This window comes from Bacillus sp. BS1807G30 (assembly GCF_040047675.1).
In the GTDB taxonomy this organism is placed as follows: domain Bacteria; phylum Bacillota; class Bacilli; order Bacillales; family Bacillaceae; genus Bacillus; species Bacillus altitudinis.
Genome location: NZ_CP157353.1, coordinates 636,124 through 657,530, shown reverse-complemented (window position 1 = coordinate 657,530; position 21,407 = coordinate 636,124). Strand labels below are relative to the sequence as shown.

Genomic DNA, 21,407 nt, shown 5'->3' with positions numbered 1-21,407 from the left:
GCTTCTTCCTTTCACTTCATCCGTTTTGTCAGTCCTATCAGTTTATTGCTTTTCGATTGGCGCAAAGGCGGCAAGGAGACGCTTAATGCCTGTAGGGCTTGGGAAGGCAATATCAAGCTCTGTACTATCTCCACTACCTTTTACACTCACAACCGTGCCAACGCCCCATTTTTTATGAGCGGCTTTATCACCGACAGCCCAGCCAATGCTGCCGCCGCCTGTGTTTTGAATGGTTTGCGTTTGTGGACGTGAGACAGGCCCTCGTCTTTGCGGTCTTTCTTTCGTTTGGCCAAATGGTGTTTTCGTTTCTTTTTTCTCATTTAGGTTGTCCAATAAATCAGCTGGTATTTCTCTGATAAATCTTGATTCCAGATTCATATTCGTCCGGCCGAATAACGTTCTCATCTTCGCACTTGATAAATAAAGCTCTTCTTCGGCCCGTGTGATCCCTACATAAGCGAGACGGCGCTCTTCTTCCATCTCGGCATCTTCCATTAATGAACGACTGTGCGGGAAGACACCTTCCTCCATTCCCATTAAGAACACAACGGGGAATTCAAGCCCTTTTGCTGCGTGAAGCGTCATTAAAATGACCGCATCCTGATCTTCTTCCTCAGCCTCATCCAGCTTATCAATGTCTGCGACGAGGGCGAGGTCTGTCAGGAAGGTGACAAGTGATTTATCTTCATTTTGTTCTTCAAAGTTTTTAGTGACCGATAGAAACTCGTCAATATTTTCTAAACGGCTTTGTGCTTCAATCGTTTTTTCGATCTTTAGTGCTTCACGATAGCCTGTTTTCTCTAGGATCTCTTCCGTTAATTCTGTGACAGATAAATAATCCTGCATATTTGTCATTTGATCAATGAGCTGTTTGAACTCATCAAGTGCATTGGCAGCTCTTGCACTGAGTCCAATGAAATCCACCTGACCAAGTGCTTCAAACATAGAAAGATCATTCATTTCTGCATATGCAGCAATTTTATCAACAGAAGTCGCCCCAATTCCACGCTTTGGTACGTTGACAATGCGCGCAAAACTAATATCGTCATCTGGATTTGCCACAAGGCGTAAGTATGCCAAAATGTCCTTGATCTCTTTTCTGTCATAGAACTTCGTGCCGCCGACGATATTGTATTGAATGTTCGCCTTCATTAACGTTTCCTCTATGACACGTGACTGAGCGTTCGTTCGATAGAGGATCGCAAAATCAGATAATTTACGCTTGCCGCTCTGATGAAGCTGACGAATCTTTCCAGCGACAAATTGACCTTCACCGAATTCATTATCCGCACGGTAATAGGCAATCTTCGCTCCTTCGTCATTTTCTGTCCAAAGGTTTTTTGGCTTACGGTTTGAATTGTTTTGAATGACCGTGTTTGCGGCATTCAGAATACGTTTGGTCGATCTGTAATTTTGCTCAAGCAAAATCACTACACTGGACGGATAATCTTTTTCAAAGGAAAGAATGTTTGTAATATCCGCTCCACGCCAGCGATAGATAGACTGATCCGAGTCACCGACCACACATATATTTTGAAAACGCTGCGCGAGCAGTTTCACAAGCATGTACTGCGCTCTGTTTGTATCCTGATACTCATCCACATGAATGTATTGGAATTTCCGCTGGTAATGCTCTAATACTTCAGGAATCCGCTCAAACAGACGAATCGTCATCATAATAAGATCATCAAAATCGAGTGATTGGTTTTTGAGTAATCGTTTTTGATAATCTGTGTAGACGTCGCTGACCACTTGATCATAGAAATCACCAGCAGTTTTAGCGTATTCCTCTGCGTCAATGAGTTCGTTTTTTGCACTACTGATTGAACCTAAAATGCTACGTGGATCAAACTTTTTAGGATCGATATTTCGTTCTTTTAAAATGTTTTTAATGACTGAAAGCTGGTCAGATGTGTCTAATATAGAAAAGTTGCGATTCACACCAATACGGTCAATATCGCGTCGTAAAATGCGTACACACATGCTGTGGAACGTAGAAATCCAAATGTCATCCGCACCAGGCCCTAAAATGGCTTGTACACGCTCACGCATTTCTCTTGCTGCTTTATTTGTAAAAGTAATCGCTAAAATGTTCCACGGCGCCACATGTTTTTCTGCCATTAAATACGCAATTCGATGCGTGAGCACTCGTGTTTTTCCACTACCTGCTCCTGCCATCAGTAGCAGCGGCCCGTCTGTTGCTTTGACCGCTTCTTTCTGCGCGTCATTCAGCCCTTCTAATAGATGATTCGATATTTCATTCATTTCATTCACCGCCAATTCGAACTTATGTTCTATTTTAACCCGTTTCGTCTTGTTTGACTATGATGACTTTTTCACTGCGTCGACTGTCTTTAACGCTTCCTTAAAATTGTCATAAATGACGTTTCCCACGACGACAACGTCTGCATGCTGTGCAAAGTCTTTCGCCTGCTCTTCGCTTTCAATACCGCCGCCATAAAATAGAACCGTTTCATGTAGCACTGCTTTGGTTTCTTTCACAAGCTCTATGTCTCCAAGCGTTCCGCTGTATTCTAAGTAAAAGATGGGCAGTTTCATCAAGTGCTCTGCCACTCTCGCATAAGCCCTTACGTCATCTATATCCAGTGCCGTATTTGCCTCTGTCAGCTTAGCCGCTTTACACTCTTCGTTTAAGATGACATATCCTTCCGGCACAATCTCTTCCATTGACATCAAATCACCGTATTCCTTCATCGCATCCTTATGCAGACCAACAATCCAATCAGGATGAGCGCTGTTTAACACAGTGGGGATAAAATACAGGTCAAAGCCAGGCACAATCATCTCATGTGTCGAGATTTCAAGGACACATGGCACAAGAAAGCGGCGCACCTTTGACATCAGTTGCAGCACGTTGTCTTCTGTCACGTTGTCACTGCCGCCAATTAAAATGGCATCCGTACCGGATTCACAAATCGCTTCAAGTTGTTCATCGGAAATCTCTTTATTTGGATCGAGTTTAAAGACATGCTTCCACTCGGTAACATCATACATGAAAAACGTTCCTCCATTCGTTTCATTCCATTTAAATATTATAACAAAATCAGACACCGCAAAAAATGGGTAACCTCCTTCAGCTAAAAGTTTCATTCTTTTGAAAATAGTCGATTTTCACTTTAGGCGAGGTGAATGGAGACTATATGGAAAATTCCACTTCAAGAGGAGCTAAGGGAGATCAATAGATGGATACTGAACTGAAATGAGAGCTACTTCATCTCATCACATGATATTATACATGAAAGGAACATTTTACTATCGACCAAGCAGGTGAATGATTTGAAAAGAACCATCACATATGATCAAACGATCGACATCGGATACATCTATCTCATCCCGCCTCGAATCGGGACAATTAAAGAAACCATTGAATTAGACGTGAATGAATGTGTGAACGTAGACATCGACAAAGAGGACCGAGTGGCTGGGCTGGAGTTATTTGCAGAAGAAGCCAAGGTGTTGAAGCACACACCCGTTTATGAGGACGAGCTTTCGTTACGTTTTACGGATCAGGAAGTTCTCTCAACCTATCATTTATCGGGCATTGAATTTCAATTCTCAACGCCTGATCACAATGGACTGATTGGTTTTACCATTGTCGATCCTCTTAAATATCATGTCAAAAGAAAGACAAGAAAAAACCGTTTTGATTGATTCAAAACGGTTTTTTAAAGCTATTGTCTCACTTCATTAAAATAATGAACAGATGTCATGGCCCCTTCATCGACCATCTTGTTGTCTTGAATATCTAACGGATCAGGGTGACCAGCTTTTTCAGGAACCTTTTCATCTGATCGGAACATGCTGATCCATTTCTTCAGATGCTGTTTATTTTTAACCGCTAATAACACAGCACCTCCAACTCCTAATCCAGCAAGTACATACGTATTTGGACGCTTATTCATGTTTGTTCCCTCCCCTTTTGATCTTATTTTTAAGTTACCCTGCCTTTTCATTTCTAAACGTCACAGTATGTTGTTCTTGCCATGTGGTTTCTCTTTGACCGAAAAGTGGAATAACAACAACAATTAAAGAGAAAAGAGGGGATATGGATGACAACGACTTTCATTGTCATAGGCGCACTTATTGTGATTTGTTTGATCGTACCTGTCGTGCTATTACTATGGATTTGGATGAGAGATGAAAAACAAGAAGAACACTCTGTCCTGCGGAATTATCCGGTCATTGGAAAATTGCGGTTCATTTTTGAAAAAATAGGACCTGAGCTTCGCCAATATCTCTTTCTCAATGATCGAGAGGAACTTCCTTTTTCAAGAAGAGAATACGAGCAGGCCGTCATGTCTGGAAAATACAACAGCCGGACAATGGGATTTGGTTCAAAACGTGATTTTGACAAGCCAGGTTATTACATTCGAAACGTCCTCTTTCCAAAGCAGCGAGAGGAATTGCGCATCGACCAATCAGAAAACATTCAAACAAAAGTGTATCAAATTGATCAAGATAATTTACTTAGAAGAAGTGAACATACGAAAGAAGTCGAAGCAAAACCTTATTATCTCCATGAAGAAGATGTACAAATCATTGGTGAACATACGTGCCAAAAACCCTTCCGCGTCAAGGGATTGATTGGTCAATCAGCCATGAGCTACGGCTCCTTAGGCGACCGGGCGATTACTGCTCTATCCTCCGGCTTAAAAATGGCGGGCGGCACATGGATGAACACAGGTGAAGGCGGGCTTTCGCCTTACCATCTCAAAGGGGGCGCCGATATCATTTGTCAGATTGGACCTGGTTTATTTGGGGTTCGTACGGAGGATGGCGCATTTTCGTTTGAAGAGTTTAAGAAAAAAAGTGAACATGATGAAGTAAAAGCCTTTGAACTCAAGCTAGCACAAGGAGCGAAAACACGCGGGGGACACATTGACGGTGAAAAAGTCACAGAAGAAATTGCCCAAATCCGTAAACTGCCGCCGCACCAATCCATTGACAGTCCGAACCGATTCGAGATGTTTCACTCCATTCCTGACATGTTTGATTTTATTGAACAACTGCGAAACATCGGCGGAAAACCAGTTGGAATCAAGCTAGTTGTTGGGCATAAAGAAGATATCGAGGAGCTTGCTCTCTATATGAAAAAAAGCGGAAAACATCCTGATTTCATTACAGTGGATGGCGGAGAAGGTGGCACAGGTGCTTCCTTTCATGAACTGGCTGATTCCGCAGGCCTGCCCATTTTCACCGCACTGCCGATGGTCCATCAAATTTTGAAGAAATATGGGGTTCGAGATCAGGTCAAGCTGTTTGCGTCTGGTAAACTTCTCTCCCCTGATAAAATCGCAATTGCCCTTTCCATGGGAGCAGATTTTGTGAATATCGCACGAGGATTGATGTTCTCGGTTGGCTGTATTCGGGCGCAAGTATGCCACACGAATAAATGCCCTGTTGGGGTTGCCACCACAGATCCAAAGCTGCAAAAAGGTTTATCCATTGAAGAAAAGAAATACCGAGTCTGCAATTATATCCTGTCCCTTAGAGAAGGTTTGTTTAATTTATGCGCAGCAGCTGGAATTGAATCACCTATTCATTTTAACGAAAAACATATTATTTTTAGACAAGAAAACGGCCAGACAAGTGAAGTCCCTATGTTCTCAGGCACAGAGCAGTCTGTCTAGCTTAAAAAGGTGCGTTTCCGCACCTTTTTTTGTTGACATTTTTGCTCAATCACGTATAAAGAACTTAATAGATCTATGATAAGGAGAAAGAGTATGCGTGAAAAAAGGTCCGCGGTATGAAACGAAAGACTCAACAGATCATAAAAGAAATGAACGCAAATACGCAGTCGTTTCCGGCGAATGTTTCTGACTACTGGCATCTGCCTCTACCAGCGGCTGATGATTTTATGACGTCCAACAGAACACCGAAAAAGATCAAACGTCTATGCATTCAAACTCTATTGAATAGAGCTGAGCATCTCATTGATTTGAAACAAAACGACAGGGAAATATATCGTGTCGTGGTCGCAGTCGATCTACCTGAATTATGGCATTCACAAATCATTGTGTTTAAAGGGAATTCTTATGTGAAAAATTTCTTCAACAGACAAGATGAGTATCAGACATGGCTTCCCCTTTCCGATCAGAGAAATATTCAAAAAGAATGGGATTTATCTGTTCCGCAAAATATGCGAACCATCGGTTTTAAGGTAGTGATCACTGATGACGATGAAGTGTCCTATGAAGGTGAACGATGGTTTATGGGAGAACTTAATGATATCAAAAAGAGCCATTTCAAATGAAACGGCTCTTTTTGTTCAACTTCAAAACGACAAATCATAAAGAATATTTGCAGTGAAAGCTGCTTTATTTTGTTTCGTCCGTTGCTTGTTGCTCTGCTACGCGGTCAAGTGCCATCGTATAGGCATCATTTCCGTAGTTCAAGCAGCGTTTGACACGTGAGATAGTGGCTGTACTTGCACCAGTTTCCGTTTCAATTTTGTGATACGTATTTCCCTCGCGAAGCATACGCGCTACTTCAAGACGCTGTGATAAAGATTGGATTTCATTGATGGTGCACAAATCATCAAAAAATCGATAACATTCTTCCAGGTCTTTAAGGGACAAGATGGAGTTGAATAGCTGATCTAAGCTTTTTCCCCTTAATTTATCAATTTGCATCTTTATACATCTTCTCCTTTACTATTGGCACACCGCTCCGCACTGACTTTTCCGAGAAAGCGGTATCTTTCCTGACTCATTTTTTTCAACCTCAGCAATGAGCTTTGAACGAATCATGACAGGTTTGGTTCTACGCTGAAAATGCCATCAGGTTCTTTCGTAAGCCGAAGCTTCTTTATCGTAAACAAATTCGACAAGTTTTGTCATATTCCTTGTGCGACAATCTGACAAACTTGTTTGCCTCCGATATCTAGAACACTTCTGCTCTGTTAGGTCTTTCCCTAAAAAAAACAGTATGTGTAGAAAGCTTGGCGAGACGACAAACCTGCGCCCCGCCTTGCTTGATTATTCAAAATATGTTGGTCGGCCAGCGTAACCGACAGATTCATTTTACAATTGGGCACTTCATTCGTCATGTCAAAGCCCTATGCTTTGTCACCATATCTAGCAGCGAAGAGATCTCTTGCTCACTCCTGCCCTATAACAGCGGTCAGAAACCTAGCAAATATGATACAGCTCCACTCTGTTATATTTTAACGCATTATAGACGGAAAGAGTACAGTTTTTTTCATGACATCAAATATTCCTCTTGGTGTCACTCGAATATACGGCAAGTGTGTGCTTTGGAAAAAGACAAGTGTATCAATTGGGCAGTCAAATGGATACCCTCGCTCAATGAGTAGCTCGCGTAACGTTTGCTCCTGCTGAAGAACCGTTTCAAACGGTTCAGCTGATGCACAGCCTGATAATTGCAGCGGGATTTCATGCAAAATCTTTCCGTTTTCTGTGAGCACAATTCCCCCGCCAATTTCCTTCATTCGCTTATGAGCAAGCATCATATCATCTTTATTTTTCCCAATCACTAAAATGTCACCAGTGGTTGAAAATGAGCTGACGAACCCTTGCACCTTGTTTGCAAATCCTTTTAACATTGTGTTCACGCGCCACTCGCCTTTTCGATCAATCAGACTGAAGAAGCTTTGATCATGGTCACAGGACAGCTGATTGACAGAGTTATCAATCTCCACTGTATAAGGCTCCATAATGACAGCATTTCGCATTTTGACACCGAGCGGCATTGAGAATTGCAAGTCACTCATCGTCAGGTCATAGCTTAAATCTAATGGTTCAAGCCCGCCATTTTCCCATTTTGTCTCTTGGAATTGATGCTGGTTCTCCCCCTCTAATTTAAGGATCACCCCTTTAGAAATCACCGTTTCTGGATTTGGATTCATCGGATCATCTAAAATATTCAAAGAAGCCAATCGGCCAGGACCGACCACGCCTAATAAGTCATCAATTTGATAGTATTTCGCAATGTTAAAGGTCGCCATATTGTACGCATCAATAGTAGGCACGCCTTCTTCAAGGGCAATGGAAATGAGACGATTGATCATGCCTTCTTCATAAAAATGAGGTGCTGATCCATCTGTTGTATAGAAAAAGTGATCGTAGTGCCTAAAGTCACGCTCATGCAACTCTCTTAAAATGTTCACTAAATCTGGGCGGATGGAAGAATGACGCAAGGACACATGATAGCCAAGAGACAAGCGTTTGAGCACATCGTCTGCATTCATTGCTTCATGATCACTGTCCGCTCCAAACAGCTTCATTTTTGTTAGCGTTTTCTCAGAAGCCCCAGGGAAATGTCCTTCAATTCGTTTTCTCTGCTTCTTCGTTTCTTGCATGCAATATAAAATGAGATCATCACCGTCCATTAATCTTGGCCAGCTCGTTAATTCGCCGCCTTGAAGGACGTCAGGATGATCAATCCATTCTTTCCGATAGTTAATAGGAAGCATCTCATCTTCATACCTGACCTCTGTTTGAAGATCGTATCTAGACCACCAGAAGTACTGAAATGGCTGCTTTTTTAATTCGCATAGAGTGGAAAGCGCTTTCTTTTCGTTGCTTTGCAAAAGAAGAAATAAGTTATCGCTGACCATTGTTGTTGTGCCAAATTGAGACACATATTCTGCAAGTGATTGGGGATTATAAATATGGAACGGATGCGCGTGAGGTTCAATATACCCCGGCACAATGTATTTACCTTCACAATCAATCACACGTTTAGCTGATTTATTTTGAGGAAGCTCTGCTCCGACATAAACAATTCGATCATCATGTATCCAAATATTTGCCTTCACCCATTGCTTCAAAAACGGGTTTAGCACGAGTCCATTCGTTAAAAGGAGTGTTGGAACTATTTTTGAGTCGACTACATCGATTTGTGTGCGGATGTCATTGTTTCTCCAATTAAAAGTACGTTCGGACATTCACATACTCTCCTTCATTTGTATTAGCCCTATCGTAACATAACGAACCACGTTACGCATTAATGAAACGTTACAATTTCTTGAAATCACACTTAAAATAATTTAAAAAAGGAGAATCACTTGCAATGAAACCTAATCTTGGCTTAATGGAAGCGCTCATGAGAATTGCCTGCGGAATGACGATATGTACTGTAGCTGGATCCTTATATGCTCGAAAACCATGGAGTAAAATGCTGCTTTTTGGCATCATGCTCGGCGGATTAAAATTGGGTTCTGGTATTCTTCGTTTTTGTCCAGTGACCTATATGTGTGAACAGCAGAATACACATAAAGAGAAGGCTGAGTAGACAGCCTTCTTCAGATTGTTGACAAAGGGCTTAAATGAATTTTATTTTAACTCTTTGTCTTCCTTTCAGCGTGACATGAAAACCTTTGAAGTCTAGGAAGGGCGAGCACCGGCGCACAGACCAGCGGGCGAATGCGAGGGTTTATCTGCACGCTGGAGAAGGCTGAGTAGACAGCCTTCTTTTTTTGTGTGTGAATCACTCCGCTGCTTCGCACCATTTGACCAACGTACCAGCAATGATTTCTGCTGCTTCAATCACATGTTTGATCTCAATGGATTCATTCGGGAAATGGGCAAGCTCTGTCGTTCCAGGTCCAAACACAATGATTGGGATATCCGCTGCTTGTGACAGTAATCCGCCGTCTGTCCCCCAAGGGGCGGCTTCCACCTTTGGCGGGTGCTGCATGACCTCTTCATATTGTTCCTTCAATAGACCTAAAAGCGGGTGATCAGAGTCGATTGACCCAGGAAGCCATCTAGCACCAAACCACTCCACCTCAACAGGATGTTCTTGAAACCAATCATCATTTTCAGCGAGTCCAGTCATCCAATTTTCTAATTCCTTCTCTGCCTGCTCAACTGTCTCACCTGGCATCACACCAAGCCTGCCTTCCATTGTGACAAGATCTGCGACAGAGGACGGCCAATCACCGCCTTGAATTTTCCCAATGTTGATAGGAATTGGAATCGGGATATGCTGAAACAGAGGCTCCGTCACTCGCTGATTTCTTTCTTTTTCTAGTGCCGCTATATGAGAAAGGACCACCGTGCTCTTTTCAATAGCAGAAACACCGTGATACCTTGTTCCGCCATGAGCTGCCCTTCCTTTAATATGCAGCCTGAACCACTTTGATCCTTGCTGAATCGGAAAAATGTTCATATGACTTGGCTCTGGAATGATGGCAGCATCCGCTGTGTACCCTTTCAATATCGCTGCAAGTGTGCCTGCTCCACCGCTTTCCTCTTCGACGACACTATGAAACACCACATCTCCTTTCAGGGGAATCTGAAGCGCATGCAGTGCCTCAAGCGCAAAGAGTAAAGAAACGTTTCCACCTTTCATATCTGTTGCCCCGCGTCCATAAAGTCTCCCGTTTATGATATGCCCGCTGTAAGGCGGATATGTCCATTGATTCTTATCTCCTGCCGGAACCACATCTACGTGCCCGTTTAATAAAATCGATTTGCCGCCACCTTTTCCTTTCAATCGCCCAGCAACGTTTGGACTCCCTTGAAAAGATCGGCGCGGGGAATAAAAATAAGGATGCTCTAGTAATTCATCGCCGCCAATTTCCCAAACGTCTACATCAAAGCCAATGGCGGACAGTTTATTGGCCACGATCTGCTGCACGTCTTCTTCATTTCCTTGGGTGCTGTCACATTGCACCATTTGTTGAAGAAGCGTAATGGCTTCATTCTGATGCTCTTTCATCCAGTTTCTGATACGTGTCATTGGCTGCAAGTCGTTCATCCTTTCTACACAACAGATTTGATATCAGGCGCTAAAATTAATGGCGCTTCAGTCGCCCTGATGACATCTTCCGGCTGAAATGGCGGCATGACTTCACGTAAAATGAGCAGCTGAGACTTGACCTCAATGACCGCCATATCCGTAATAATCAAATCGACACACGCTTTAGCGGTTAATGGCAATGTACAAGCCGTTTTCACTTTAGATCGACCGTGTTTATCAAGATGGCTCATCACCACCACCACTTTTTTCGCTTTTTGCGCCAGCTCAATCGCTCCGCCCATACCCGGTACTCTTTTCCCCGGTACAATCCAATTGGCAAGATCCCCTTTACTGCTTACTTCAAGTGCACCCAAAATCGTCATATCCAGCATGCCTTTTCGGATGATGCCAAAAGCAGTCGTACTGTCCATGTACGAGCCGCCCTTTGTCAACGTAATGGGAAAACCACCGGCATTGCACAAATTCGGATCTTCTTCCCCTTGCAGCGGCGAGGCTCCTGCCCCCATAATGCCGTTTTCTGCATGCAGCCACACCTCGTAATGTGATGGAATGTAATCTGCCGCAAGGGTCGGAATGCCGATCCCAAGATTCACAATCATGCCGTCTTCAATTTCTTGTGCTGCTCTTTTGGCAATGCGGTGTCTTAAATCGATGTCTCCCATGCCCATGTCCAGTTCACTCCTTTTGATTGCACGATTTGATTCACAAATACGCCTGGCGTCACGATTTCTTCTGGATCGAGCTGCCCCGCTGCCACAATTTCTTCTGCCTCCGCAATGGTCCAGTCTCCTGCCATCGCCACAATCGGGTTTGTATTCCGTGCGCTTTTATCAAAAATGAGGTTTCCCACTTCATCTGCTTTGTAGGCATTGACGATGGCAATATCCGCTGTGAGCGCAGGCTCTAACATATAATTCTTCCCATTCAGCTCAACCAATTGTTTCTCATCGAGATTCAGGCTATCCATCCCAACATCTGTCACAATGCCCGCCAGCCCCATTCCGCCTGCTCTGATTTTTTCTGCAAGAATGCCCTGCGGATAAAAATGAACGTCTAATGTACCAGCCTGCATTTTCTGTCCGGCAATGGGATTTGAGCCGATATGAGAGGCGATGATTTTTTTCACTCTTCCTTCTGTGATGAGCCTGCCCACACCAATTTGCGGGAAACCTGCATCATTTCCGATCAATGTCAGATCTTGAATATTTGCTTCCAAAATGGCATCAATCAACGATGGTGGTGAACCCACGCCGCCAAATCCGCCAAACATGATGGTCATGCCATCTTTTAATCGCGTCATCACTTCATCCAAACCCACAGTTTTGTTCATGTTCGTTCCTCCTTACATAGCAGATGGGAAAAACCCTCGATTGATTACTTCTTGTTCGACTTGTGTGATGGTCTGCCCGAATAAATCAATGAGTTCATCCATTTCCTGCTGTGTGATGGAAAGCGGCGGTGCGATCATAACCGCTGCGCCTCCGACTCCATCCTCTCCAGCGCTTGCTGGATACACCAGCAGTCCCTTTTGTTTTGCCGTTTCAACGACGAGGTTGGTTATCTGAGCATGTGCAGGAAATGGCGTTTTGGATAAACGATCTGCGACAAACTCAATGCCAATCAGCAATCCCTTCCCTCTCACATCTCCTATGATGGAATGATTGACTTGCAGATCTTTTAAAGCATTCATTAGATATCGCCCAGAAAGGTCAGCCCGATCGGGAAGCTGATGCTTTTTCATATATCGAATGACCGCTAATGAAACAGCTGCTGAAAGCGGATTGGCACTATATGTGTGCCCTGCCATGACAGAGCCGGACCCACTGATAATCGGTGCCATCACACGATCCGTTGAGACAACTGCTGCGATTGGAGAATAACCTGCGCTCATGCCCTTTCCAAGAACCATGATATCTGGTACCGTGCCCCAGTGTTCCATCGCAAACATTTTCCCAGTTCGTCCAAAGCCCGTCATGACTTCATCTGCGATCATTAAAATGTCGTTTTCTTCACAGACACGCTTCATCGCTTCGTAATATCCGTCTGGCGGCAGGAGCGCCGCTCCCGCTGCGCCAACAATCGGTTCAGCAATCAATGCGGCGATCCTCTCTTTTCCTATACGCTGGATGACGGTTTTAAATTCCTGGACATACCACTCGACCTGCTTGCTGTCTTCCTTTGGCAGCCATGACCTGTAGCTATAGGGCGGTGACAGCACTGGATGCTTTTCAAGCAGTGGTTCAAAACGCTCTCTCCTTGCAATATGACCTGACATTGACAACGCCCCTAATGTAATACCGTGGTAACTCATCCATCTTGAGATGATATGATTTTTTTCCGTCTTCCCCTGCTCTTGCCAATGCTGAATCGCCATTTTCATAGCGGTCTCCGTTGCCTCTGAACCGCTCCCTACAAAAAAAGACCAGTTCAGATCACCTGGGCAAAGTGTACTCAATTCATACGCTAGTTCTTCCGCTGGTTCATTCGTAAATTGTGACCTGTACGTAAAGCTCACCTTTTTCGCTTGCTCCGTCATCGCATCAATAATCTCTTGTATGCCATGTCCAATACTTGCCGTGACTGCCCCTGATGAGCCATCTATATATTTTTTTCCGTCCCGATCATATAAATAAATCCCCTCTCCTCTCACAGCCACAGGATATTGCTGATTTAACATCGGTTTGATTAAGTAATCCCGGGTCTCCACTTTGTCATTCCTCCCTCTCTTGTCAGCAGCTGCACTTTTCTTTTTACATGAATCGCAAGAAAATTTTGTATACTTGGTATAAGATTAGCTTAATCAAGAGGGCAGTCATCCTCCATTCGCCATATGCCCGAATTTCACACGTGTTTTTTATACATGGTGTATAAGAGTGTTCAAAAGGAGGTCATGAGTCTATGGCGATTCTCGTCAAAGATGCACTCTCGCTCGATATGATGAAAGAAACCAAACTGCTTGCTGGAGAAAATGGACTGGATCGTCTTATCCAGTGGGTGACCATTGTGGAAATTATTGAGGACACGTCTAGACTTTCCGAAGGAGAATTACTTGTTACAACTGGATTTGGGCTGACAGAAAATAAAGAAAGACGCATCCGGCTTGAACAATTGATTCAATCTCATCGTCTTTCAGCCATTGCCATTTATAAAGGCGTGTACTTAACGGAAATTCCCGCATCACTCATTGAAGCCGCCGAAAATAGCGGTATTCCGCTCATCGAGATTCCGCCCCATGTCAATTTTTCAGACATCACAAAAGCCGTTCTAGAACAAATCGTCAGCAGTCAGCTCCATCAGCTCAAATATTCTTCCGCGATTCATCAAAGACTGACCCATTTAAATGTGAGCAATAAAAATGTCACGCAAATTACAGATGAACTGGCACATCTCACAGCGGCAAATATCGTCGTACTGGATGTGTTTTTGCACCAAACAGCAGCTCATCTCGAAACAGACGAAGTGACCTATTCTCATGCTTTTGGCTTTCTAACAGATGACGAACCGATTGAAACCTCTTCTCTGCTCAAGCAGGCAGAGGAAAAAGGCCGGCTCGTCTATGACACATATGGTGCGTTTGTTCTAGCCGCATGCCCTGTGATTGCAATGGGGGATATTTTCGGGTTCATTGTGGCGTTAAAGAAAAAAGAGACGTGGCACCATCTCGATGCCATCGCCATTGAGCATGCTGGTGCGGTGTATGCGATTGAATGGTTGAAACAAAAAGCCATTCAAGATACAGAAAACCAAATGCAGGGGCATTTATTGGATGATATGTTGCAGCAGCAATACACAGAAGAAAGCTATGTCATCGAACAAGCAAGAAAGCTGCAATATGATATGAGCGAAGAACAAGTCGTCATCTACTTTCAATTTCAGCATCAGCACACACAGCTCGATCATCAAATGGTGCAGCGCCTATCCCAATTACTCACATCCATTTTTGAACGCAGACAAATTCCTTTTTTATTAAAGGCAAGGCTTGATTCCATTTTCGTCCTGACACCAGCGGGGAAAAGCACTTTCCAAGAAACAAATTGGTATCGCGCATCAGAAGAATGCCGCAGTACTTGGTCTTATTTTTTCCCCGTCCATCCCATTGTGATTGGCATTGGAAGAGCCTACGACCAGATCAGTCTCTTTGCCAAAAGTGCAAAAGAAGCCCAGTATGCAGCAAGGCTTCTTCCTCTTTTGAAAACAGATGACAGCATCATTCATTATCAGAAGCTCGGTCTATATGGTATGCTGCTTGAAATGAACGAAGCCGGAATGAATTTGCATGACTTTTACGTGGAGCTGTTAAGCCCGCTGCTTTATACAAAAAAACAAGGAGCTGACCTCATTCATACACTCGAAGTGTATTTGGCACACAATGAAAATATTCAAAAGTCAGCGGGGGAATTGTTTATTCACCGGCATACGTTAAGCTACCGGTTGAAACAAATTGAAACGAGAACAGGCTGCAGCCTCAAATCCACTGATGATCGGATGAAGCTGCAGCTCAGTATTATGGCGTACCGCCTATCTGGTCTGCTTGATCAGATGAGAACCATTTCATGATTCATTTGGCGTTTTGACCCATAGATTCATATCTTCAATTTTGTCAAAAATATAGCAGTTGTTTTGAAAGCGTCCGGTGTATGTATACCCGAGCTGATAAAATACTTGATTCATTCCATAGGACAGTGCACGGGCAAGAGAATAAAAGACATAAATGTGCATGGATTGAAGCTCTTGTTCGAGGGCTAGAATCAAATGATGCATGAATCCTAGTTTTCTGTATGTGGGAAGGGTTGCACAATCTGTTAGTTCTGCATGACCATACGGTACATTGATTTCAGCAGAAGCGGCACTTACAAGTTGACCGTCATGTTCAACGGCATAAAAAACCGTCCCTTCCTCCATTACCTTTCGGATGTAATCTGGCTCATTCATTGGCGTGGGGTATGTTTCAAAGACCGTATCATAGAGCGCTGCCAGCTTGTGCACATCCTCTGGACCGGCTTTCCTCATCACATACTCATCTTGCCACACGCCTTGGTCTTTTTTAATTGGCTTTTCTTGAATAGACGCAACGATTTCATCTTCCTTCAGCCAAAATGGGCTGTTCATTCGATCTTCGGTCAGAAAGAGCGACATGCCGCATGCATCACTTCCGAGAAAATAATGAGAAAACACCCCTTCAAGCCGAAAGCCTTTTTCTAAAAAAAGAGGCATATGCTCACGCCTTACTTTTACAATGACCTTAGACGCCTTGCAGTCCGCCGCTTCCTGAAGCACGGACTGAATCACATCACGCACACTGCCGCTATAATCATCCAAACGAATTCGCTCATTGAATGGATCCATACAGATCAAGGCAGAAAAACGATCGTTTGCAAGCTTCTTCAATTGCACCATACACTCATTCCCCTCTTAGCTAATAAAAAACTTCCAAATTAAAAATGAAGAAATAGCAATGCCAGAAAAAATGGATAGGATCATATAACTAATGGCTACGCCTTTTTTCAATTTATTCTGCTTAATGGCAATCAAAAAGACGTTATTTATGGCTATGAGAAATAAAATAAGCATGACTAATACACCAATGATATATGTTTTAATAACCATGTTTTAACCACCTTTCATTGAATTTATGTTTGATTCGATATGTTCATTAAATGTTTTTAAAGAATACGATGGATGATTTTTAAAATCGTCCATTTTTTTGATTTTCCCACCATGGATTATATAAATATGTTCCGCAAGTTGCATAACAAATGCCATATCATGAGATGTGATCAGGAGCGTTTTACCCTCTTTTTTGAATTCTAAAATTTTAGATGTTAAATATTGAATGCTCATGACATCTAGTCCAATTGTAGGCTCATCCATATAGATAATCTCTGGGTTAATAATATCTAAGAAGCATAGATTTAATTTTGTACGCATTCCTCGAGAAAAATTCTTTACTAATTTATCATCCATCTCAGTTAATCCATATTTTTGTAAAATTCCATTGAAATCATTTCGGGAAAATTTAATATTATATATACAACTAATATATTCCAAATTTTCTAAGGCTGTTAAATACTCAATTAATAAAGGTTGATCTGAAATATAACCAATTTTCTTTTTAAATTCATTAGATAAAGGATAGCTTAAATTGTTACCTTGATATAAAATATCACCTTCCTGCTTTTGAATTAACCCTAAAAGGATCTGTAATAATGTGGTCTTACCCGCTCCATTTGACCCCAATATAAATGTGATGTCATTCTCTTTTAAATCCATAGATATATGATCTAAAACAACTTTATTTCCATCAAATATTTTAGTTAAATTTCTAACACTTAATAAACTCAAAATAAATCACCGAACCTTATTATGCATTGAATTGAAATTAAAACGACAAAGAAAATAGCAGGAGAATATAGAATATTATATTTCTTTTTAAAAAATGTTAGAATCAACGAAGTTTGGATTAAAGTAAAGTATAGCCAATATAAAGAGGACCATGAATTTTGATAGAAATCTAAAGAAGTATTAGAACTTAACATAATGATAGATTGTACTAAGAGATCGATTACTTGAATATACAGACCTAAATAAAGTATATCGACAATCCCCGAATAAGTAACTTCAACCTTCTCAACTTTAAAAATATTTACAATTTTATTAAAAATATAATATAAGATACCAATCGCATATAAGTTTATTAAGCTTGTAATAAATTGCATAGGTAATTGAAAATAAACACTAGTGAGTATTAACTCAATTTTTCTTAACCCTTCAGATTCTAATGAATTCATATCCGCCCCTGAAGCTTTGAGAATATCATTAACTACGGAATTTATACCTGTATCAACATGTTGATAAATTAGAGAATACGTCAAAATACTACTAAATAGAAACAAAAGTATATATTTTTTTTGATTAAGTACGTTTGTTGAGTACATATAATCCTCCCTTTAAAATGTCTTACTCTCTATTAGGGCTGCCAATGCATTTAAAATAATCACCAATATCATAACTACTACTGAATACTTCAGATATTTACTTATTCTTATTTTTTTTCTTGAATGCGCACTAAATATCACCAATACCAGAGGTACAAAACCTAATGAAGAACTTAAAATTAATGAAGGTACTTCTAATAATCCATGCCAGAAAACAAGTTCCATTGTTTGTTGAAGGCCTTCACTAGAAATTTTATATGCAAATGTTGTCCCAATATAGTAACCATTTATAAAAAGATATATAAAACTTAACAAACCAAAGGTGATAGCTCCTAAAAAAAATAGAACAGACACTACAGAGTTATTTATAAAAATATCCCAAAAACTTAGTTCTAGATGATTCTCAACAAAACTATCTTTCATATTAAGTCCTGTAAAAAAAGAAATCCCTAGTGTAATAATAGAGAGCATGATGCTAAATAGCATTACCTTATCTATTTTCTTTATATACTGAATAAGAATATTCCCCATACAAAACCTCACGTTTCTTTCTTAAGATTAAAGAAAAACTGATTATGACTATTAATGTTTGTACAATTAAAATAACCGTACTAAGCAAAATTCTAAACCATCCACTAAACAGCAGTTCGAAAAAAATAATAATGATTAAATTTGAGTATAAAATCATAGTATTGAATGCCATTTTTTTATATGGAGCATATCTGTGCGGGATTGCCAGTTTATTCACAAATGAAGTTTTAGCACTATTAAAATAAACACTTATTATTGAAAAACTAATTGTATTTAGTATTAGACATACTAGGGCTAAAAGAAAAAACGCTAATGTGAATTTAAATACAATAGTAAATAAAATTAAAATTGGAAGCATACTAACCAAAATAATAATGTTGTTCAATACAATTTTATTTATTAACAAATTAGTTAAATCAAACCCGGAAAAAATATAATTTTCTACGTATCTTTTTTCATTTCCTAAATAATTTTTTGATAACTCCTCAACTGCTCTCAAACTTTCACCAATCAATAGCAACAATACTAAATTATTAGGGATTATTATTTCAACTTTCATTATAAAATTAAGTATTAATAACAGTATACTTGCTACGAAATAAACAAAAGAGTTAGTTAGAACCTTCTCTAATATACCTTGTGATGCAAGATATTTAATTTCTTTATTTAAAATCGGCGACTTGAAAAATCTTCTATTAAATAACAACCCTCTTTTATTTTCTATATTATTCACTAAATTTAATCGAGAATATAGTAACACTTTTAATAAAACAACTATCAAAAATATCATAAAACTGAGCATTATAAAAACAAAATTAAATATATCTAACGAGAAAAAGTATCTAAGACTATCAAAATGGGTAACTAGATCTATTTTCTTGTCATTATACAAATACCCTATTATTTTTTCTAATTCACTAATAGCTATTGAAACAATATAAAAGAAGAAGACTAACATCAATGATTTAAAAAAGATTGTAATCACTGGTTTTACTAACTTCATTTTTAAAAATTTCACTACTGAAACTACATTATTTGTTATCAAATAAATAAGAAGTGCCGTAATGATGAAAAAAATAGCGTTATATAATGATGAGTAACCAGCTAACCAAAAAGCTATTCCTATTGGTATGAATATAATTAAACTTTCCATCAGCACAATAAAATCATACTTTATTGCTTTGATGTAAAAGAACTTTTCTCTGTTTAATGGGAAAACCTCAGGATATTCAATTCTTTTATTTTTTACGTATTCGTAAAGGAAATTTTTATGAATACTTATTGATAAAAAAATAGAAAAAACATAAATAATTTTTTGTACATTTAATAACTTAATATCAAATAAACTGAGTATGTAGAATAAAAGTATGGTCAACATAAAAAAAAGAAGATACATAAAGGCCTCTTTAGAACTGATCTTATATATATCTTTATATTGTCTTGTAATCGCTTTAATTTCTAATATGATTATTTTAAACATTTTACCTCCTATTAAAATAAATCCGATATCGTAATATCGGATTTATCACCGTTACCAAGCTACAGTTGCTGCTCTGCCGGCCTTTAATTTTTTCATAATAAAAGTACCACCAACAGCAAAGATACTAATGATTAAGAGTGCACCAACTCCTGTGCCAGCCATTAAAAGCACAACTCTTCCCACTGATAGCGCTCCGCTTTTTAAAGCAGTATTTAAAGCTACATAAATGGCACCAGCAGTAGCTGATGAAATACCGAAAGTTCCAGTTAGCATAATTAATAATTTCATAGTATTCACCTCCCTATTTATTGGACTCAAAACCATATTAACACATTATATACATATTTCAACATTTTTGTTATTATCATATCATTCTATGAATCAAAAGATCCGTTAACTACCTATCATCTGTACTAGCTGAAATTCAGTGCTTAGTTTTCCCCGCAGCCTTCAGCGCACGGGCGCCAATGTCACGGCGATAAAATAAACCTGGCTGAATGATTTCTTCAACCGCTTCATACACTCTTGATCTTGCCGCTTCAAATGTGTCGTCAAATGCGGTCACATTTGCTACTCGGCCGCCATTTGTGACGAATTGATCGTTTTCCTTTTTTGTTCCTGCGTGGAAGGTGACGACATTAGAGACCGTTGTTTGCAAAGCACCGATTGGCATGCCTTTTGCGTAGTCTTCCGGGTATCCTTCTGATGCAAGAACGACACTGACAGCGGCTGTGTCTTTCCACTGCAAGTCCACATCTTTTCCATCTAGAATGTCTAGGAATACTTGGACTAGATCTGATTCAAGACGAGGGAGTACTACTTGCGTTTCAGGGTCGCCAAAGCGTGCATTGAACTCAATGACCTTAGAGCCTTCTGGTGTTAGCATTAAACCTGCATATAAAATGCCTGTAAACGAACGCTCTTCCTGCACCATCGCGCGAGCTGCTGGTTTAACGACGTCTTCCACCGCTTTTTGTACGACTTCATCTGAAATTTGTGGAACCGGTGAATAAGCGCCCATCCCGCCGGTGTTTGGTCCTTTGTCATCTTCAAATGCCCGTTTATGATCCTGTGCGATCACCATCGGATACACCTTTTCTCCATTGACAAAGGCCATCAGAGAAAACTCTTCACCTGTTAAAAATTCTTCAATGACAACCGATGCACTCGCATCGCCAAACTTTTCATCCTCTAAAAAGTCATGCAGGCAGTTGATTGCCTCTTCAAGCGTCATTGCCACTGTCACGCCTTTTCCGGCAGCAAGCCCATCTGCTTTAATGACAATTGGGGCACCCTTTTCTTCCACATATGCCTTCGCTTCTTCAAACGATGTAAAAGTGGCGTAAGCGGCTGTCGGGATATCATAATTTTTCATTAAGTCTTTTGCAAATTCTTTTGAGCCTTCAATGACTGCGGCTTTTGCATTCGGTCCAAATACCTTTAGACCTGCTTCTTCAAATGCATCGACGACACCTGCAATTAAAGGAACCTCTGGACCGACAATTGTTAAGCCGATGTTATTGTCTTTTGCAAAACGAATTAACGCCTCATGATCACCTTCGTCGATTGGGACAAGCTTCGCAACATCTGTCATTCCATCATTGCCGGGTGCGACAAATACTTGGCTGACAAGTTCGCTTTGATTCACTTTCCATGCGATGGTATGCTCTCTTCCACCTCTGCCGATAATTAATACGTTCACACTGTCATCC

21 protein-coding genes are annotated in these 21,407 nt (G+C 40.6%); 5 read left to right on the top strand and 16 right to left on the bottom strand.

Features of this window, described 5'->3' with window-relative positions; translation table 11 throughout:
* Positions 1 to 42: 42 nt before the first annotated feature.
* Positions 43 to 2,265 (bottom strand): DNA helicase PcrA, encoded by a 2,223-nt coding sequence (gene pcrA, locus ABG082_RS03340; protein ID WP_342494547.1) that lies wholly within the window; start codon positions 2,263 to 2,265, stop codon positions 43 to 45.
* Between the two features lie 57 nt (positions 2,266 to 2,322).
* On the bottom strand, positions 2,323 to 3,015 hold the full coding sequence (locus tag ABG082_RS03335) for a heptaprenylglyceryl phosphate synthase (RefSeq protein ID WP_008344257.1): 693 nt from the start codon (positions 3,013 to 3,015) through the stop codon (positions 2,323 to 2,325).
* A 282-nt stretch (positions 3,016 to 3,297) separates the two neighbouring features.
* On the opposite strand from ABG082_RS03335, the gene ABG082_RS03330 reads away from it, so the two are divergent.
* The gene (locus ABG082_RS03330; RefSeq protein WP_019743747.1) at positions 3,298 to 3,672 is read left to right on the top strand and encodes a DUF2283 domain-containing protein; all 375 of its coding nucleotides are present in this window, start codon (positions 3,298 to 3,300) and stop codon (positions 3,670 to 3,672) included.
* A gap of 20 nt (positions 3,673 to 3,692) precedes the next feature.
* Here the strand turns inward: ABG082_RS03330 and ABG082_RS03325 are convergent, their stop codons facing one another.
* Positions 3,693 to 3,923, bottom strand: a complete 231-nt coding sequence (locus ABG082_RS03325) for a hypothetical protein (protein ID WP_019743748.1) — start codon at positions 3,921 to 3,923, stop codon at positions 3,693 to 3,695.
* Positions 3,924 to 4,070: 147 nt separating this feature from the next.
* Between ABG082_RS03325 and ABG082_RS03320 the strand changes: the two genes are divergently transcribed.
* Entirely contained in the window at positions 4,071 to 5,651 is a 1,581-nt protein-coding gene (locus tag ABG082_RS03320) for an FMN-binding glutamate synthase family protein (protein ID WP_144684816.1), read from the top strand.
* 116 nt (positions 5,652 to 5,767) lie between these two features.
* Complete coding sequence (locus ABG082_RS03315) at positions 5,768 to 6,274, top strand: DUF3916 domain-containing protein (RefSeq protein WP_342494546.1); 507 nt, start codon at positions 5,768 to 5,770, stop codon at positions 6,272 to 6,274.
* A gap of 64 nt (positions 6,275 to 6,338) precedes the next feature.
* On the opposite strand, the gene ABG082_RS03310 is transcribed toward ABG082_RS03315, so the two are convergent.
* On the bottom strand, positions 6,339 to 6,653 hold the full coding sequence (locus ABG082_RS03310; protein WP_007496879.1) for a YerC/YecD family TrpR-related protein: 315 nt from the start codon (positions 6,651 to 6,653) through the stop codon (positions 6,339 to 6,341).
* A 533-nt stretch (positions 6,654 to 7,186) separates the two neighbouring features.
* Positions 7,187 to 8,929, bottom strand: coding sequence for an adenine deaminase C-terminal domain-containing protein (locus ABG082_RS03305; RefSeq protein WP_041093185.1), 1,743 nt, complete (start codon positions 8,927 to 8,929; stop codon positions 7,187 to 7,189).
* Between the two features lie 125 nt (positions 8,930 to 9,054).
* On the opposite strand from ABG082_RS03305, the gene ABG082_RS03300 reads away from it, so the two are divergent.
* Entirely contained in the window at positions 9,055 to 9,276 is a 222-nt protein-coding gene (locus tag ABG082_RS03300) for a DUF2892 domain-containing protein (RefSeq protein WP_008344274.1), read from the top strand.
* 195 nt (positions 9,277 to 9,471) lie between these two features.
* Here ABG082_RS03300 and ABG082_RS03295 read toward each other — a convergent pair whose 3' ends face one another.
* From ABG082_RS03295 to ABG082_RS03280, 4 genes are read right to left on the bottom strand one after another with little or no spacing between them, the layout of a single operon-like run.
* Positions 9,472 to 10,737, bottom strand: a complete 1,266-nt coding sequence (locus ABG082_RS03295; protein WP_348936533.1) for a peptidase — start codon at positions 10,735 to 10,737, stop codon at positions 9,472 to 9,474.
* A gap of 14 nt (positions 10,738 to 10,751) precedes the next feature.
* Positions 10,752 to 11,417 (bottom strand): 3-oxoacid CoA-transferase subunit B, encoded by a 666-nt coding sequence (locus ABG082_RS03290; protein ID WP_348936532.1) that lies wholly within the window; start codon positions 11,415 to 11,417, stop codon positions 10,752 to 10,754.
* The gene (locus tag ABG082_RS03285; RefSeq protein ID WP_008344277.1) at positions 11,393 to 12,079 is read right to left on the bottom strand and encodes a CoA transferase subunit A; all 687 of its coding nucleotides are present in this window, start codon (positions 12,077 to 12,079) and stop codon (positions 11,393 to 11,395) included. Before ABG082_RS03285 ends, ABG082_RS03290 begins: the two co-directional genes overlap by 25 nt.
* Positions 12,080 to 12,091: 12 nt before the next feature.
* Complete coding sequence (locus tag ABG082_RS03280; protein WP_050827026.1) at positions 12,092 to 13,456, bottom strand: aspartate aminotransferase family protein; 1,365 nt, start codon at positions 13,454 to 13,456, stop codon at positions 12,092 to 12,094.
* Positions 13,457 to 13,647: 191 nt separating this feature from the next.
* Between ABG082_RS03280 and ABG082_RS03275 the strand changes: the two genes are divergently transcribed.
* Entirely contained in the window at positions 13,648 to 15,306 is a 1,659-nt protein-coding gene (locus ABG082_RS03275) for a PucR family transcriptional regulator (protein ID WP_008344282.1), read from the top strand.
* Here the strand turns inward: ABG082_RS03275 and ablB are convergent.
* The 7 genes from ablB to purD all read right to left on the bottom strand — a co-directional run bounded on the left by ablB (position 15,301) and on the right by purD (position 21,397).
* Positions 15,301 to 16,146 carry a putative beta-lysine N-acetyltransferase gene (gene ablB, locus ABG082_RS03270; protein WP_348936531.1) on the bottom strand — a complete coding sequence of 282 codons (846 nt, stop codon included), beginning with the start codon at positions 16,144 to 16,146 and terminating at the stop codon, positions 15,301 to 15,303. The genes ABG082_RS03275 and ablB overlap by 6 nt on opposite strands.
* 15 nt (positions 16,147 to 16,161) lie before the next feature.
* Positions 16,162 to 16,356 (bottom strand): hypothetical protein, encoded by a 195-nt coding sequence (locus ABG082_RS03265; protein WP_212339337.1) that lies wholly within the window; start codon positions 16,354 to 16,356, stop codon positions 16,162 to 16,164.
* A gap of 3 nt (positions 16,357 to 16,359) precedes the next feature.
* The gene (locus tag ABG082_RS03260) at positions 16,360 to 17,091 is read right to left on the bottom strand and encodes an ABC transporter ATP-binding protein (protein WP_053215855.1); all 732 of its coding nucleotides are present in this window, start codon (positions 17,089 to 17,091) and stop codon (positions 16,360 to 16,362) included.
* Positions 17,092 to 17,696: 605 nt separating this feature from the next.
* The gene (locus tag ABG082_RS03255; RefSeq protein WP_047946442.1) at positions 17,697 to 18,215 is read right to left on the bottom strand and encodes a stage II sporulation protein M; all 519 of its coding nucleotides are present in this window, start codon (positions 18,213 to 18,215) and stop codon (positions 17,697 to 17,699) included.
* The gene (locus tag ABG082_RS03250) at positions 18,175 to 19,695 is read right to left on the bottom strand and encodes a hypothetical protein (RefSeq protein ID WP_047946441.1); all 1,521 of its coding nucleotides are present in this window, start codon (positions 19,693 to 19,695) and stop codon (positions 18,175 to 18,177) included. Before ABG082_RS03250 ends, ABG082_RS03255 begins: the two co-directional genes overlap by 41 nt.
* Positions 19,696 to 19,746: 51 nt before the next feature.
* Entirely contained in the window at positions 19,747 to 19,983 is a 237-nt protein-coding gene (locus ABG082_RS03245) for a hypothetical protein (RefSeq protein WP_047946440.1), read from the bottom strand.
* 136 nt (positions 19,984 to 20,119) lie between these two features.
* Positions 20,120 to 21,397, bottom strand: coding sequence for a phosphoribosylamine--glycine ligase (purD, locus tag ABG082_RS03240; protein WP_348936530.1), 1,278 nt, complete (start codon positions 21,395 to 21,397; stop codon positions 20,120 to 20,122).
* Between the last annotated feature and the right edge of the window lie 10 nt (positions 21,398 to 21,407).